The 15062-nt window shown below is 65.6% G+C and carries 14 protein-coding genes and 1 tRNA gene; 13 read left to right on the forward strand and 2 right to left on the reverse strand.

From position 1 onward, the window contains the following. The first annotated feature begins 35 nt into the window (after window positions 1-35). Window positions 36-1349 carry an MFS transporter gene (locus ACQPYH_RS05970; RefSeq protein WP_432887735.1) on the forward strand — a complete coding sequence of 438 codons (1314 nt, stop codon included), beginning with the start codon at window positions 36-38 and terminating at the stop codon, window positions 1347-1349. Here ACQPYH_RS05970 and ACQPYH_RS05975 read toward each other — a convergent pair. Continuing rightward, a complete protein-coding gene (locus ACQPYH_RS05975; protein WP_432887737.1) occupies window positions 1279-2400 on the reverse strand; it encodes an MFS transporter in 1122 nt (373 codons plus the stop codon). The two genes, ACQPYH_RS05970 and ACQPYH_RS05975, sit on opposite strands and share 71 nt — an antisense overlap. Before the next feature lie 114 nt (window positions 2401-2514). Here ACQPYH_RS05975 and ACQPYH_RS05980 point away from each other — a divergent pair. Beyond that, a tRNA-Thr gene (locus ACQPYH_RS05980) sits at window positions 2515-2587 on the forward strand. 145 nt (window positions 2588-2732) lie between these two features. Here ACQPYH_RS05980 and ACQPYH_RS05985 read toward each other — a convergent pair. Then, complete coding sequence (locus ACQPYH_RS05985; protein WP_432887740.1) at window positions 2733-4058, reverse strand: helix-turn-helix domain-containing protein; 1326 nt, start codon at window positions 4056-4058, stop codon at window positions 2733-2735. 692 nt (window positions 4059-4750) lie between these two features. Between ACQPYH_RS05985 and ACQPYH_RS05990 the strand changes: the two genes are divergently transcribed. From ACQPYH_RS05990 to ACQPYH_RS06040, 11 genes are all read left to right on the forward strand, one after another. Then, entirely contained in the window at window positions 4751-5656 is a 906-nt protein-coding gene (locus tag ACQPYH_RS05990) for a hypothetical protein (RefSeq protein ID WP_432887743.1), read from the forward strand. Between the two features lie 48 nt (window positions 5657-5704). Beyond that, complete coding sequence (locus ACQPYH_RS05995; RefSeq protein WP_432887746.1) at window positions 5705-5908, forward strand: hypothetical protein; 204 nt, start codon at window positions 5705-5707, stop codon at window positions 5906-5908. Window positions 5909-5948: 40 nt separating this feature from the next. Further along, on the forward strand, window positions 5949-7010 hold the full coding sequence (locus ACQPYH_RS06000) for a toprim domain-containing protein (RefSeq protein WP_432894351.1): 1062 nt from the start codon (window positions 5949-5951) through the stop codon (window positions 7008-7010). Between the two features lie 93 nt (window positions 7011-7103). Then, window positions 7104-8015 (forward strand): hypothetical protein, encoded by a 912-nt coding sequence (locus tag ACQPYH_RS06005; protein ID WP_432887749.1) that lies wholly within the window; start codon window positions 7104-7106, stop codon window positions 8013-8015. A gap of 126 nt (window positions 8016-8141) precedes the next feature. Next, window positions 8142-8888, forward strand: coding sequence for a hypothetical protein (locus ACQPYH_RS06010; protein ID WP_432887752.1), 747 nt, complete (start codon window positions 8142-8144; stop codon window positions 8886-8888). Between the two features lie 217 nt (window positions 8889-9105). Next, a complete protein-coding gene (locus tag ACQPYH_RS06015; protein WP_432887755.1) occupies window positions 9106-9726 on the forward strand; it encodes a hypothetical protein in 621 nt (206 codons plus the stop codon). Window positions 9727-9743: 17 nt separating this feature from the next. After that, window positions 9744-10664: a CHAP domain-containing protein gene (locus ACQPYH_RS06020; RefSeq protein WP_432887758.1), complete on the forward strand. Its 921-nt coding sequence runs from the start codon at window positions 9744-9746 to the stop codon at window positions 10662-10664. 38 nt (window positions 10665-10702) lie between these two features. Further along, on the forward strand, window positions 10703-10993 hold the full coding sequence (locus ACQPYH_RS06025) for a DUF6112 family protein (RefSeq protein WP_432887761.1): 291 nt from the start codon (window positions 10703-10705) through the stop codon (window positions 10991-10993). A gap of 9 nt (window positions 10994-11002) precedes the next feature. Continuing rightward, window positions 11003-12223 carry a hypothetical protein gene (locus ACQPYH_RS06030; RefSeq protein ID WP_432887764.1) on the forward strand — a complete coding sequence of 407 codons (1221 nt, stop codon included), beginning with the start codon at window positions 11003-11005 and terminating at the stop codon, window positions 12221-12223. A 2-nt stretch (window positions 12224-12225) separates the two neighbouring features. Then, complete coding sequence (locus tag ACQPYH_RS06035) at window positions 12226-13653, forward strand: SCO6880 family protein (RefSeq protein ID WP_432887767.1); 1428 nt, start codon at window positions 12226-12228, stop codon at window positions 13651-13653. Between the two features lie 125 nt (window positions 13654-13778). After that, window positions 13779-15050, forward strand: coding sequence for an ATP-binding protein (locus ACQPYH_RS06040; RefSeq protein WP_432887770.1), 1272 nt, complete (start codon window positions 13779-13781; stop codon window positions 15048-15050). The last annotated feature ends 12 nt before the right edge of the window (window positions 15051-15062 follow it).

A 15062-nucleotide genomic window follows, 5' to 3' on the forward strand; every position in this document is an offset into this window, starting at 1 on the left:
CCTTTGTACGCCAGTCCCAGCGCTACAGTTCGCAGATGCGGATGCGGAGTCAGTGGCCGGCGATCGTCGGCTACTCCCTGGTCGGTGCAGCCACCCAGCTCGTCTGGCTCAACTTCGCCGGCGTCACCACCGTCGCAGCCGACCGGTACGGCGTCTCCGAGAGCGCCATCGGCTGGCTCGCGCAGGTCTTCCCACTCCTGTACGTCGTACTGGCGATCCCCTGCGGCCTAGCCCTGGACCGCTGGTTCCGCCCCGCCCTGATAGCCGGCGCCGTCCTGACCGCCCTCGGCGCGCTTGTGAGGTTGATCGGCGACGATTTCAGCTGGCTCCTCGCCGGCCAAATCATCGCCTCGATAGCCCAGCCCCTTGTCCTGAACGCCGTCACCGGCATCACCGGCCGCTACCTCGTGGAGAAGGACCGCCCTACCGGCATCGCGGTCGGCACCGCCAGCATCTTCGCCGGCATGGTGATCGCCTTCCTCCTGTCCGCCATCTTCACCACCTCGTCATCCCTGCCAACCATGCTGTGGCTCACCGCAGTCTTCTGCGTCCTGGCGGCAGCCGTCCTGATCTTCGTCGTACGCCGCCGCGGCCCCTTCGAGCCCGCCCACCCATCCGCGACAATCGCCTACTTCGACTACACCCCCCTGACCCCACAGGAAGAGCCCTCCGCCCCCCACACCGTCGCTGCACCTGCTGATGCGCCGGCCGCGTACTCGGGCTCGTCTGCCGGCTCCGCCCCGCTGTCCGGGCCCGAACGCGGCGCGCTGGCGACGGCCTGGGGCGACCCGCTGATCCGCCGCCTGTGCGTCCTCGCACTCTTCCCGTTCGGCGTATTCGTTGCCATGAGCACCTTCGCTCAGGCCCTCCTCGAACCAGCCGGCGTCAGCGGCGGCACCGCCAGCACCATCCTCCTGGTGAACGTCATCGCCGGCGTACTCGGCAGCGCGATCATCCCCATCCTCGTCGTACGCCGCCACGCCGAATCCACGCTCCTGGTGGTCAGCCTCACCGCGACCGCCTTGGCCTGCGTCCTCCTCGCGGTCGCCCCCGGCGTACTGACCGGCTTCGTCGCGATCACGCTGATCGGTCTGCTCCTACTCCCGGCCCTCCCGATCGTCCTCGAGCTGGTAGAACGCCGTACCGGAGAAGCCGAAGGCACCGCCGCCGGCCTGATCTGGATGTCCGGCAACCTAGGCGGCCTGATCGTCGCAGTCGTCGTAGGCCTGCTGGTCGATCATCCGACTGCAGCATTCCTCGTCATGGCCGCGATCGCGCTCATCGCCGTACCCGGGGCTCGTGCTCTCCGTCGCCCGATCGCCGAACTCCGATCGCAGTCGCAACCGTAGCGAGCAGCCCACCAGCCCCCGCGGTGATGAACGTCGTACGGGCGTCGGTGTGCTGGAGGAGCAGCCCGCCGATGACGTACGAGATCCCGGCCGCGATCCCGATCGCGCCGTACAGGTTGCCGAACACCCGACTCCTGAGGTGCGCCGGTACGACGCGCTGCAGGTGCGTGTTGATGCCGACGTCGACGCCCGCGATCCCGAGCCCACGGATCACCTGCAACGCGAGCGCCGCCCAGATCGCCCACGCCAGCCCCGTGACGAGATTCCCCATGCTGCTCACCGCGAACCCGGCGAGCATCAGAGTCGGCATCTTCATGCGTCCCGCGTACCGCGCCAGAATCATGAACCCGACGATCAGCCCGATCCCCACCCCGGCGTACAACGTCGCCGACGCCGAGTCACTCCCGTGCAACTCGTCCTTCGCCAGGAACACCATCGCAACGTCATCCACCCCGTTGAACGCGACCACGGCGAAGAACCCGATCCCGATGACCCGGACCGCCTTGGCGTGCCAGATGTACCCCAGCCCGTCCCGCGCATCCTTCAGAAAACTGTGCCCCGACGGCTCAGCCCGCGGGATCCGCGGCAACCGGCTCAGGAACGTCGCCGACACGAAGAACGTCGCCGCATCGATCAGCAGAATCCCGCGTACGTCGGTGATCAGGAAGAGTGCTCCGGCGATCAGCGGCCCGACCGCCTCCAGCCCGTTCGTCCCCGCCCCGAGCGCCGAGTTCGCCGCCTCGAGCTCCTCGTCCTTCACCAGCCCAGGCATAGCGTTCCGCGAACTGGCCTGAAACACCGTCGCCGTCACACTCCGGACCGCAACCATCACAAGCAACACCGGCAGCGGCGGCAGAACCAGCGCCATGACAACGGTCAGCACCCCCTGCACCAGGTCACAAACCACCATCACCCGCTTGAGATCAAACCGATCCCCGATCGCCCCCGCCAGCGCCCCGAACAACCCCGGCACAAAATCCCCCGCCAACAACAGCAACGCCACCGCCAACGCCGCCCCCGTAGACGCCTGCACATACAGCAGCAACGCCACGAGCCCCAGCGAGTCCCCCAAAAACGAGACCGACCGAGCCACCCAAAGCCGCCGAAACCCCACCGACCCCCACAGCACTCCCCACACAATCCACTACTATGTACCAGCACACCGGCCGGTGTGGCGCAACTGGCAGCGCACCGCTCTTGTAAAGCGGGGGTTACGGGTTCGAGTCCCGTCACCGGCTCTCTGACCTGGGAAGATAAGTAGCCGCTTATCTCACGGAAGGCGGCTACTCGAGGTTTACTCGAGGTTTTGCGCCGCGGAGCGCATCGGTTGTCGTCGTTTCACGTCCTTGATCAGCATTGCTCGGCGGTGCCGCGGACGGTGTCCTACAGCCGCGGGCCTGGTGGGTCGGCTCGATCCCGGTCGTGGACGTGGCGGAGGGCGTCTTCGAGGTGCTTGGCTGCTTCGGGGTTGCGGCGGCGGCGACCCAGGTAGTCGTCGATGGTGGTCGATGTCTGTGCGTGCCCGAGTTGGTCAGCGACCTGGCGCGGCGTCTGTCCAGCGTCTTCCAGGATCGTCGCCGTGGTCTTTCTGAATGCATGTGCGGTAACCCACGCCATCTCATCAGCGAGTGACTGCAGACCTGCCAGCTCGGTCGCTTCCAGTAGTGCGCCGCGATCCGTTCTGCTCAGCTCGTAGGCGTCGGCAAGGATGGTGGCCTCGTCGGCTGTCACTTTCACCCGACCGGTTTCGATCAGGCTGATCCGGGTCTTGCGCCAGCCGAGCTTGATGACCGTCTGAGTCTGTGTCAGGCCGGCGTCGCGGCGGTGATTGCGCAGGAGCTTGCCGAGTTCGCGGCGTCGCTGGCTGCCGATCGGGCGGCGGGCGTTGCGGATCGATTTCTGCACGTTGTGCGGGTCACGGAAGCCGCCGTTCGCGTCCGGGAAGATGGGCGTGTCCAGCGATGTCCCGGGAAGGCATCTGTCGGCGAGCATCTCGATGGCCCACGGGGGCAGACCGAGGATGCGGTCGCCCGCGGCCGACTTCACCCGTCGCCGTACAAGTCCTTTGCCCTTGACCCGTTGGATTTGGTGGCTGCAGTCGATCTCCGCGGTCTGCCGGTTCAGATCTCGCCAGGTAACGGCGAGCGTCTCGCCGATGCGTTCGCCGGTGGCGAGCATAAATTTGGTGATGTCGACCAGATCGGCTCGGACGGCTCTCTCGTCCTGGCGGAGAAGTTCGAACCAGTACTCGCGCTCGCCATCCTCCAGTGCCCGCGGAGGCTTCTTCTTCGATGTCGCGCGGATCGTGATCTCCCGGATCGGATTCGCCGTGAGTGCTCCGTGCGTCACCGCTAAGGAACAGGTCTTGCTCAGGATGGTCCGGCACGTCTTGGCGGTCGCGGCGCCGACCTCATCGCGGATCGCTCTAATGACATCGTTCGCGCGGGGAGTAGTCAGCTCGTGGAGCCGGAGTTCTGCAACGCGGGGAGCGAGGTTCTTGTCGTACTGGTACCGATACGTCTGATAGGTGTTCGGTGCGAGGACGTCCTGCTCGATCAGGTCGCTGACCTCGGCCAGGAACATCTCAACGGCAGTCGAGACCCGGTCTCTCGACTGGAGCCCGTTAGCCTGCCCTATCCGCTGCCGTGACTTGAGCGCTGTGCGCAGCTTGTTCTCTGCATCGGTCTTCGAGTTGCCCCACTTCGTCACCGGGCGCGTCCGTCCATCCAGATCCCGGTACCAGGCTCGTGCCTCGAACTTACGTGGTCGACCAGCATTGTCCCGGCTGACCACGCGAGACGACACGGATCCCCACGTCCCAAGCGGCAACGCTTCCCGTCCCATACGACCTCCTTGACCGAGTCCCAGAGGTCTGCTCAACGTTTGAGCACTGGCGACTTTGCTTGGCGTGCTGCAGGTTGGGCGGTTCCGTAGCCTCTGGCAACGACGCCGAGCGGGCATCTACTGAGCTCGGCTGTCGCTTGCAGCGAAATTCTGGATCTCGGTGCTGCGGCTCCGTTGGCGTGGGCAGACCAAATTCACGGTTGGTATCGTTCTGGTGATGTTCGGTAGTCGTCGAGTGGGCAGGGCTGCTTGATGGTGGTGCCGTCTTCCTTATGGCTCAGCGCAGCGCCGCTATCGCTGATCCTCGGGATGCGCGTGGCCGGCAGCGGCGCCGGTGGGTTATGGACCAGCTTCGTCAAGCCATCGCTGATGCACTGAAGGTCAGTTTCGAGGTCGGACGGTCAGGCAGAGCTGCTGACCGCTGAGTAGCGACTCGGAGGGTGGGGTTATCAGCCGGCTCCTTCCTGTCCGGAAGGATGGAGCCGCGCCATGTCGGGGACTCCTGGACTTCGGGTTCCGGGTTCTGCGTTGATCCGCGAAGCGCGACGCTCGGACAGGTGAACCGAGTTCGGGTAACGGTCGACGATCTTCGCAGGGCCTTCGAGACCGACGTACGGCGGAACTGGTCTGATGTGGCTTGGGCCCGGTGGCTTGAGGCCGCTGCTGTACTTCGCGGTCAGTCGTTCCGCAATGTCGTGCTCATCAAGCTGCAGATGCCGAACGCAAGCTGGGTCGACGCTCGACCCGGTTGGCAGCGCAGAGGACGTCACGTCGTCCGGGGCGCATCAGGTATCAGAATCGTTGCCGCGAGCGCCGAGGTGGATCGTTCAGCAGGTCCAGTGCAAGGGCATGGTGTGGCCACCGTGTGGGACGTCAGCCAAACAGACGGCCGACCATTCGGACTGGCCCCGGTCCGTCCGCCGCACGAGGTCCTTGCCTCCCTGCAAGAGGTTGCGATTGCCAGCGGCTACAGCGTCGAACGTGGTCCTTTGCCATCGCGCGCGGACGGAGCCGAAACCGCCGATCGCCGGCGGCGGATCGTCGTCGCCGACGATCTCGACGTGCCGATGGCAGCCGTGAGCCTTGCTCACGAATTGGCGCACCTACGGATGCACAAGCGCTTCCGCGGCGCGAGCTGCCACGGCGTCATGAGGCTGGAAGCGACGTCAGCCGCGTACCTGGTCCTCACGCGGCTTGGATGCCTGCCCGATCAGTCATCGGCGGACCTGATCGCCAGAACGACCGGCGTGGTCAGCCGGACGCCGCCTGTCCGACTGATCGAGACACTGGGCGGCAGAGTCGTAGCGGCCGCGAACCGTCTGCACGACGCTGTCGAGCGGCACCTGCCACCGCCGCATCTCCATCCTGCCAAACCGACTCTTCTCACCGACGCCACAGCAGGGTTGAGATCGAGGACTCCTGGACATCCTGATCCGGGTTCTGATCGCGGTCCAACGCCATGACGCTGACTCGAAGACGTTGCTGTCAGCAATGCACGGAAGGGGACCGTCATGGATCGAGTACCAGACAGGGAAGGCGACGCGCAGCCGGATGAGCCGGGTCCACTGGGGTGGTCGATCCGGCGGGCGATCGAGTTGCTGGACGAGGGGATCGACCGGATGGGGGAGCAGCTGACCCGTTCGGCCGGCCTTTGGGGTGACTCGCCGGCTGAGACAGAGGCGCCCACGGACCCGGGCGGTCCGGACCTACCTTGAGGCGGTGATTGGCGCGATGAGCCGTGACGATCGCCGGTTGATGGCAGCACAGATCGCCGCAGGACACTTCTTTCGTGCGCAGTTGCTGCAGTCTGGCGCCGGTTGGGCCGCTGCTCACCTGAACCAGCGTGGCCTTGGGCACGTGTTGAGATCCGTATCGCACTGGAATGTCGGCTACGCGCCCGATGGCTGGGCACACTTGGTTGAGCACCTCAGATCCCGGGGTTTCGACGACGAGACTCTGCTGGCCTCGGGGCTGGCGAGTGCGACCAAGAACGGGTACTTGGTCGATCGATTCCGTGACCGGATCATGTTCCCTGCCTGGGATTCGGGCCAGGAGCTCGTCGGATTCGTGGGGCGTTCGCGAGGTGGGCGGACGAAGTACCTGAACTCGCCGGCGACGCGGATCTACCAGAAGTCGCAGACGCTCGTCGGCTTCGCGGAGCAGCGCGACCTCCTGGACAGCGGGGCAACGCCTGTCTTCGTCGAGGGGCCGATGGACGCAGCGGCTGTGGACGAGCTGAGCCGGTTGACCTCTCGCGACTGGGCCGGTCTCGGTGTGTGCGGGACGGCGTTGTCGTCACACCAAGTCTCGATGGTTCGCCATTACTCGGACAGTGACACTGTGATCGTGGGAGTGGACGCAGACAGTGCCGGCAGCATTGCCGCCCGAAGGTGGCTCGATGACCTCTCGGCGGCCTTCGGGCGTGTGCAAGTGGCTGAGTTCCCGTCAGGGCATGACCCGTCTTCGCTGCTCGAGACACCTGCGGGTGCTGATCGGCTTTTCAAGGCTCTACATGAGCCCAGACCGCTTGCCGAGTTGGCGATCGAGGTCGAGTTGGCGCGGTGGTCGCCGGTGCTGGATCACATCAGTGGTCGGGTGAATGCGCTACGCCGGGTGGCGCCTCTTGTAGCGAGGTTGCCGCACGACCGGGTGGCGGCACAGCTTGGGAAACTCGCGAACGTCCTGCAGCTCGACCAGGAGATCATCTCGCGCGAGGTCCTTGAGTCCGTCGGTCGCTCGGCGCGTCGGCCTCTGCCGCACTCACCGCCGTACTTGACCGCCGCCATGGACCCGCCCGACAACCTCCCGACGCCTTGATCCGGTAATCCCCGATGTCGAAGTCCGGGTTCTTTGTCGAGCCGTCGGAGACGACCTTCTTAGCCAATGAGTTGTCGGTCTACGGAGGTTGTGATGAATGCTGTGTCATCGGATTCCGAGAACGTGCTGATCAGCGGTGAACGTCAGCGAATGATGGTGGCGAACATGGCTGCGGCCAGGTTCTACCGGCGAGAGTTGCTCAGGGCAAATGTCGGCTGGCCGATCGATCAGGTCCGGGAACGCGGCGTCGGTGGTGTCCTGGAGACGGGCTCGTCGTGGCGGATCGGGTACGCGCCTGACTCGTTCACCCGGCTGACCGATCACCTGCGTGAGAAGGGATTCGACTTCCGCACGCTGATCAGGGCCGGCCTGTCCGAGTGGACGCAGGAAGGTACGGCTGTTGATGTGTTTCGTGATCGGCTCATGCTGCTTTCGCGGGACGAACGGCTCGACCCTGTCGGTTTCGTCGGCGTCGGACCGGGTGCGAAGCCGGAGTACTCGGCGTCCCCGACGACGTTGATCCACCGTCCGTCGAACGCATTGGTTGGAATCGAGGAGCAACTAGACATCCTGACCGAGGGAGCGTTTGTCGTAGTCGTCAACGATCCGCTGGATGCGGTTGCGATTGAGAACCTCGGGCGCCTGGCAGGTGAGCGCTGGGCAGGTGTTCCGATGTGTGGTTCGCAGCTGTCCTCGGCTCAGGCGAAGACCCTGTACCGCTACACGGTCACCGACACCGTGATCGTTGCCTTGGACAGCGATCCGGCGTGGCGTCGTACGGCGATCGCCTCGCACCCTGACCTGTCCTACTTCTACAAGCGGGTCCGCGCTGTCGAGATCCCGGATGGTCAGACCGCGGCGAGTCTGCTGAAAACCGAGAACGGCCCGCAGCGTCTGTACGACGCGATGGTCTCGACGCGACCCCTGGCGGACTACAAGCCGAGCCGGCAGCAGCTACCAGAGTTCGACAGTCCTGACCCGTCGCCGACAGGCCCGTCCCTGTGACGAAATCCAGGACTCCGGGACTTCGTACTCCGGGTTCAGATCCGACCCGCTCCGGTCGAGATTGGTGCCGACAGCAAGCGTCAGTTCTCGGGCCAGGGTCCGAGACATCGGAAACGGAGTGAGCCAGTGACTGAAGAACTTCAGGCGCTCCTGGCCGACGCAGCGCACTCGGGGTGGGCGGAGGAGTCGTCGAAGCGACTTGCCGCTGCCATCGAGGAACGCATCGTCGCGGAGTTGCCCGGCCGGCTTCGGGCCGCCCTGGGCCACGACGAGGCAGCCCAGATGGCACGAGTTGTGGCATGGGAACGCTGCCATCGGTTGGCCGAGAAGCTCCCTGTCGGCCGAGTGACCTGGGGCTACCTGGCGAACATGGTGCGGTGGCGGCTGGCCGACGTCGTACGTCAGGAAGCGAGGCGGCGACAGCGGTATCCGTTGCTGGAATTCGTACCTGAATCCGTGGAGCCGAGCATGCTCGCGGAGCTGGGTCCACTGCTCGACCGCATCGGAGTGCGGTTGGAGAATGCCGGGCTCCGGGTTGGCGAAGTGCGGCGGCGCCTGGTTGTCGCGGCTGAGGGCCCTGGCTTCTCCAAGCACGCGATCACATCACGCCTGCGAGCCATCGGCGTACCGAGAGATCAAGCCGAGGGCTTGGCGTGGCTCCTCCACAACGGACCGATCCGGACGTCGGCGCTATCGCGCCTCGCGGCTGGGCAGCCGCCGGATGGGGTCTTCGCGGATCCAGTTGTCCGGCAGTGGATCGACCAAGCTGCGGGGAGGTCACCTCGTACGTCGTACCGATCCAGAAGGTTCGGTCGGCCGCCGGGTGCGTCGTGGCATGACGGTCTCGGACTGGGACTCGCTCACGCAGCCTGATTCGAAGTTACTCAGGGGTCACGAGGGCTCAGACGTTGAGCTTCCATGAACAACCTGGACAGGCATCCACTCCGCCGGAGCTGGCTCGTTCGGTACTACCTCGCCCAGTTCCGTTTCTACCTGCGCCTGCAGGCCGCTTTCGGCATCATCCCCGCGCCTGTCGCGCGCACACTCATCGCTCGGCTCAGGTCGGCGAAGACACGAAGGGAACTCTGACATGCGTCGAGTCACGAACTCGAAGCTCGTCGTACCGATCGTCATCCTGATCCTGCTTGTCATCGTGATCCTGGCGCTCGTGATCGGTTGGCGAGAAACTCCGCAGGTTGCTCATAGCGGGTCAGGACAATCCGATCCCGGCCACGTGACCGGTACGTCGACGCCTGGTCCGGCGCCGTTGTCGGTTTGGGTACGGCCCGCCACGACGGATCCGGTCGAGTATGCGATCGCGTTCGGCACGACAATTTGGACGTACGACACGGCGGTTCATACGTACGCCCAGTGGCAGAACGCCGTGTCGTCGTTCGCGGACTCGCTGGAGGCGCCGGACTCCGCGCCGATCGCACGCAGCATGCTCCCGTACGCCAGTCAATGGGAGGAGCTGAAGGCCCACGGGGCACGGGCGAGCCTGCGGGACGTGACGGCGACGACGACACCCAAGCTGGAGGCACTAGCGAGGGATCCCAGAGCACCGAAGGGCTGGCACGCTCTCCTCCTACGCGGAACGCAGGACAACGTGGTCGACGGTGCGACGACCAGGACTGAGCGGCATCTGACGGTCAGTGTGATCTGTCGGCCACAGTGCACGTTCTGGTCGGCCACCAACGAGCTGCCACAGTGATCGTCAAGCTCGTAGCCGTGGGCGCTTTCGTGGCGACAGCCGCTGGCCTGGTGACTCCGCTCGTGAGCGTGGCGAAGGGGGCGGAGGCATGTGAAGCGCGCCAGACCTCGAAGGCCTCCAGTCTCGACGCAGAGCAGGCCTCCAACCTGGCAGTGATCGTCGGCGTCGGCGATCGCTACGGAATGAGTGAAGCCGGCAAGGTCATCGCGGTCATGACAGCCATGACCGAGTCATCTCTGCGGAACACGGACCGAGGAGATGCAGGCGGTCCAGACTCGCGTGGGCTGTTCCAGCAGCGTGACGGCTGGGGCCCGGTCGAGGTCCGCATGGACCCGGCCGGTGCGGCGGGACTGTTCTACACAGCCCTCGCGAATGTGCCTGGTTGGACCGCGATGAAGCCGTGGGCTGCTGCGCAGGAGGTGCAGCGGTCGGCGTTCGCGGACGGCCGCAACTACCGGAGCAACTATGAGATGGCGGCCGGGCTCGTTAATTCGACACCCGGCGTCGGTGCGTGCGGGAGCTGGGGAGTTGTCGACACAGACCAGCTTCCCGGCGCCGACATGGCCATTCGCCGAGCACTCGACCTCGTCGGCAGCCGCGGCTACTACCAGCTGTGCGCTCGCTTGGCGTCGAACATCTGGGGCCGTTCCAACTCCGGCTATTACTCGGCAGCCGAGCAGTGGGACCAGATGGTCAGCAGCGGGAACGCCCGCCCCGATGACCGCCGGCCGCCAGTCGGTGCGCTGCTGTTCTGGTCAACCCAAGGTCCCTACGGGCACGTTGCGGTGTACGTCGGCAACGGCCAGATCGTGTCGAACGACATCGGCGATCGCGCGCCCGGCCAGGGCGGCGTGTACCTCGTCGACGTCGGCGCAATCGAGAAGCAATGGGGCGCCGCCTATCTCGGTTGGGCGCCACCGATCTACCCGACCACCTAATCAACCCAGTGGTGCTCTTCAGCACCAGGAGGCAACGCATGCTCAGCTTCTTCGAACTCCAAGATCCCGGGGTCAGTCCCAACTCCAGCGGTCTGCCCGGCCTCCCCGCACTGCGCGAGATCGTCGGTGCGCTGCAAACCTTCAGCCTCGTCGTCTGCGTGGCCGCATTCGTGATCTCCGCCGTCGCCTGGGCGATGGGGAGTCTTGGCAGCAACTCGCACTACGCAGGTCGGGGCAAACTCGGCTGCCTGATAGCAGCAGGCGCGGCGATTCTGATCGCCTCGGCCAACCCGATCATCCGCTTCTTCAGCGGCATCCAGATCGGCTAGGGGCCAGGGATGGCATGGAGTGAATGCCTCCTGAACCCCGTCGGATGCGCCGTCGGAGATCTGGGCAACAAGGCCGCGAACTCAGCCTGGGACTCGTTCCTCAGATGGTCCGCGAACGGTCTGTCCGACTTGTCGGTGACCGTGTTTCAAACGTTCAGCACCAGCACGTCGCCGACATTCGACCAGAAGTGGTGGAAGGACAACCTGGACCTGATGATCGGACTTTCGCTCCCGATCCTCGTCGCCGTCTTCATTCTGCAATGTGTCTCCGCCGTGATCCGTCGCGAGCCCGCCCGCCTCGGCCACGCGGCCGTCGGCGCCTTGGTCGGAACGGCCGGGGTGCCTTTGGCGGTCGGTGCTATTGCGACCTGCGGACGTGTCGTCGACGAGATCTCTACAGGCATCCTCGTCGGGAGCACCGCTACGGATGGCATCAAGAGGATGACCGACATCACGGTCTTCCTGACCGCACCGACGCTGGGCGGCATCCTTCTGCTGGCTGTCCAGCTCGGTCTACTTGCGATGTTCTCGCTGTACTTCGTCATGCTGATCCGCGACGTCGCACTGGTCGCGTTCGTCATCTTCGCGCCCGTCGCGATGGTCAGCTGGACCTGGTCGGCGACCCGTCATTGGCTTCGGCGGTGGATCGAGATCGTCGGCGCGCTGTTGTTCTCGAAGATCGCCATGGCGCTGGTCTTCACTCTTGGCTTCTCCGCTGTGGGAGCGCCCGGACAGGACGATGCGCCGAATATCGGCACGTTCATCGCCGGCATCCTGCTGGTCGCGATGGCGGCGTTCGCTCCAATGGCGACCTACTCGTTCATTCACTGGGCCGGTGACCAGGGCCAAGCGGCGACGCGCATCCTCCAGCAGGGCGCAGCGGGGGTCGAGGCGGGCAAGGACCAACTCGAGCGCCTGCAGCAGTGGGCAGCCGGAGACTTCAGCGGCTCGGACAAGGACGACCCATCACCGGTCGTCGGCGGCGATCAGGATCCCGATGACGGGTCGACGAGCGGCACTGGCAACGAGTCGACCGAGCAAACCGACCACGCCTCAGATCCGGTTAACGGCCAAGAGTCGCAGGGCGATTCGGCCCAGCCGGAACCAGCAGCACCACCGACGACGGGCTCGGACTCAGGACCGACAACCATCGCAGTGGAGGTCTCGGTCGACGGCGAGTCGGGTGGGCCAGGAAACGGGTCGAGCCAGCCAGCAGAGCAGGGTGACTGAGGATGTCGAACGCGCTCTCAGCACGATTTCCACGACCGCAGCGGAACTCGCTGCTGCTCGGTCTGCGACCGATCCAGGTAGCGCTGGTGATCATCGGCATCGTCTCGTCCCTGACCTCACTGCTCGCCGGCTGGTCGGCGCCGGTCCGGATGGCTGGTATGACCACCACAGTTGTCTGTGCAGTCACCGCATTCGGTCGCTTCGAGGGACTACCGGCGTACCGCTGGGTCGTCTTGCGAGCAGCCCATGTGATCCGCGGACTGCGCAAGAACCAGTCGTACCGAGCCAACCTACTGACGCCGCGACCGCACGGTTCTCTACAGCTGCCAGGCGAAGCCAGCCCGCTGCGGATCCTGGACACCCGATCGTCGATCGGCGCAGTACACGATCCGCGGCGCCGCCGGCTGATCGCAGTCGCGAAGATCGAGGGACCCGCACACCTCCTCCAGAACTCCGACGAGCAGGACCGGCGCGTCGCGGCGTACGGCCGAATGATCGCCGGCCTGTGCCAGAGCAACCGGATCGCCAGGGCGCAGATCCTCGAGCGGACCATCCCAGATCCCGGCGACGGACTGGGCGATTGGGCGCGCAAGCGCGGTCTGGACGCATCGAGCCCCGCGGGAGCGATCTACCGTGACCTATTGCAGCATGCGGCGCCGGCCGCGGCTCGGCACGAGACGCTGTTCAGCTTTGCGTTGAACCTGGAAGCGGTGTCGAAAGAGGTTCGTAAGTACGGCGGTGGACTGGCCGGAGCCATGGCCGTCCTGGACTCGGAGTCCCGTGCATTCCAGACCTCGTTCGCGGCAGCTGGCGTCGCAGGCGCCTGGCTCAACGCCGCCGATCTGGCCGCGAGTTTGCGAATAGCCTTCGACCCTGCTGCCACGCGGACGCTTGTCGCTGACATCGATCCCGTGGACGCAGCGCCTCTGGCCGTCGATGCGGCCTGGGACCACCTGCGGACTGACTCGTCGTTCCACAGGGTGTACGTCGTCACCGAGTGGCCCCGGTTGCGAGCGACGCCGTCATTCCTCAGTCCGCTCCTGCTCAAGCCAGGGATCAGACGGACCTTCTCACTCGTCCTGCAGCCAGTCCCGATCGGCAAAGCGCTCCGCGACGCCCGCCGTCACCAGGTTGAACGGGTCACTGATCGCGCGACCCGCAAGCGTGTCGGACAGATGGAAACCGAAGAAGACCGTCAGCTCGACGCCGACGTCGCTCAACGAGAGAAGGACCTTGCTGCCGGGCACGGCGACGTACGGTGGATCGGCCTGATCGCGGTTTCGGCGGACACCGAGGACGGTCTCGACGAGGCGTGTACCGAGATCGAGATCGCGGCGTCGCAGGCGCTGCTCGACGTACGTCGTCTCGCCGGCCAGCAGATGGAAGGGTTCCTCGCAGCGGCTCTGCCGTTCGGGGTCGGTCTCGGATGAAGGCGAACGCAGGGTGGTTCGAACCCACCGAGACAGATCGAAGAACGAGGCGAGCCAATCGGCGGGCCGGGCGGGTTGCGTCGCGCAGTACGACGCCCGCCAAGCGCTCGCCCGATGACGAGCACGTGCCGGCCGAGATTTCCGGCCTGCGTCGAAGGCTTCCGCTGCTGGTGGACAACCATCGCGCGACCACCAGAATCCTCCGGATCGCGTACCCGTTCCTCGCCGAAGGCGGGTTGGGTGCCAACGGCACCTACATCGGCAACGATGTCTTCAGCGGCGGGTCCTTCGTATACGACCCGTGGGAGTTGTACCAGTCGCGCGTCATCACCAACCCGAACCTGCTGCTAGCCGGAGTCATCGGCAGTGGGAAGTCCTCTACGGCCAAAGCGCTGATCACACGGTCCATCGCCCTGGGCCATCGGGCCTACGTGCCATGCGACCCGAAAGGGGAGTGGACGGCGGTTGCGGAGTCGGTGGGCGGATCGGTCATCAAGCTCGGGCCGGGCCTATCCACCAGACTCAACCCCCTGGACGCGGGAAGCCGTCCTGGCGGCGTCGCGGACGACGACTGGGACCGAATCGTCCGATCCCGCAGGCGCGCTTTGCTCGGAACACTTGCCGAGTCCACGCTGGGCCGACCGTTGTCAGCAGTGGAGCACACCGCGCTCGATCTGGCCGTCGACTACGCGTCCAGGATTCCAGTACCGACGATTCCCGACGTGGTCGAAGCTCTGTTCTCGCCTGGGCTCGGTGATGGTACGTCGGAGGCCGACAGTCGAGAGCTGGCCCACGCGATCCGACGGCTCGTGCACGGCGATCTGGCAGGTATGTTCGACGGCCCCTCGACGACCCGGTTCGACCCATCGCTGCCGATGGTCTCCCTCGACTCGTCGTGGATCAGTGCTGGAGGCAATGATCAGGCGCTGCGCCTGACACTCGCGTGTGCCTCGTCATGGCTGGAGGCAGCCGTCACCGATCCGGCCGGCGGGAAACGGTTCATCGTGTACGACGAAGGCTGGCGCGTGATGCGCGATCCCGCCCTGCTACGCCGGATGCAGGAGCAGTGGAAACTCTCGCGCGCGTGGGGTGTCTCCAACATCCTGATCGTCCACCGCCTGTCAGACCTGGCCGCCGTAGGCGATCTGGGGTCGGAGGCCCGCGCCCTCGCCGAAGGGCTGCTGGCCGACTGCTCCACACGGATCATGCTGCGGCAGGAACCCGACCAGCTCGCTCGTACGGCGACCCTGCTAGGGCTCACGGACGTCGAGGTATCCACCATCGCGAAGCTCCCCAAGGGTCGTGCACTGTGGCGGCTCCCGAGCAGGTCGTTCGTCGTACAGCTCGTTCGGCACGCCCGCGAGGCTCGGTTGTTCGACACCGACGGAAGGATGTGACATGGACACCGG

The sequence above is a fragment of the Kribbella sp. CA-245084 genome, from assembly GCF_050942355.1.
Classification (GTDB): domain Bacteria; phylum Actinomycetota; class Actinomycetes; order Propionibacteriales; family Kribbellaceae; genus Kribbella.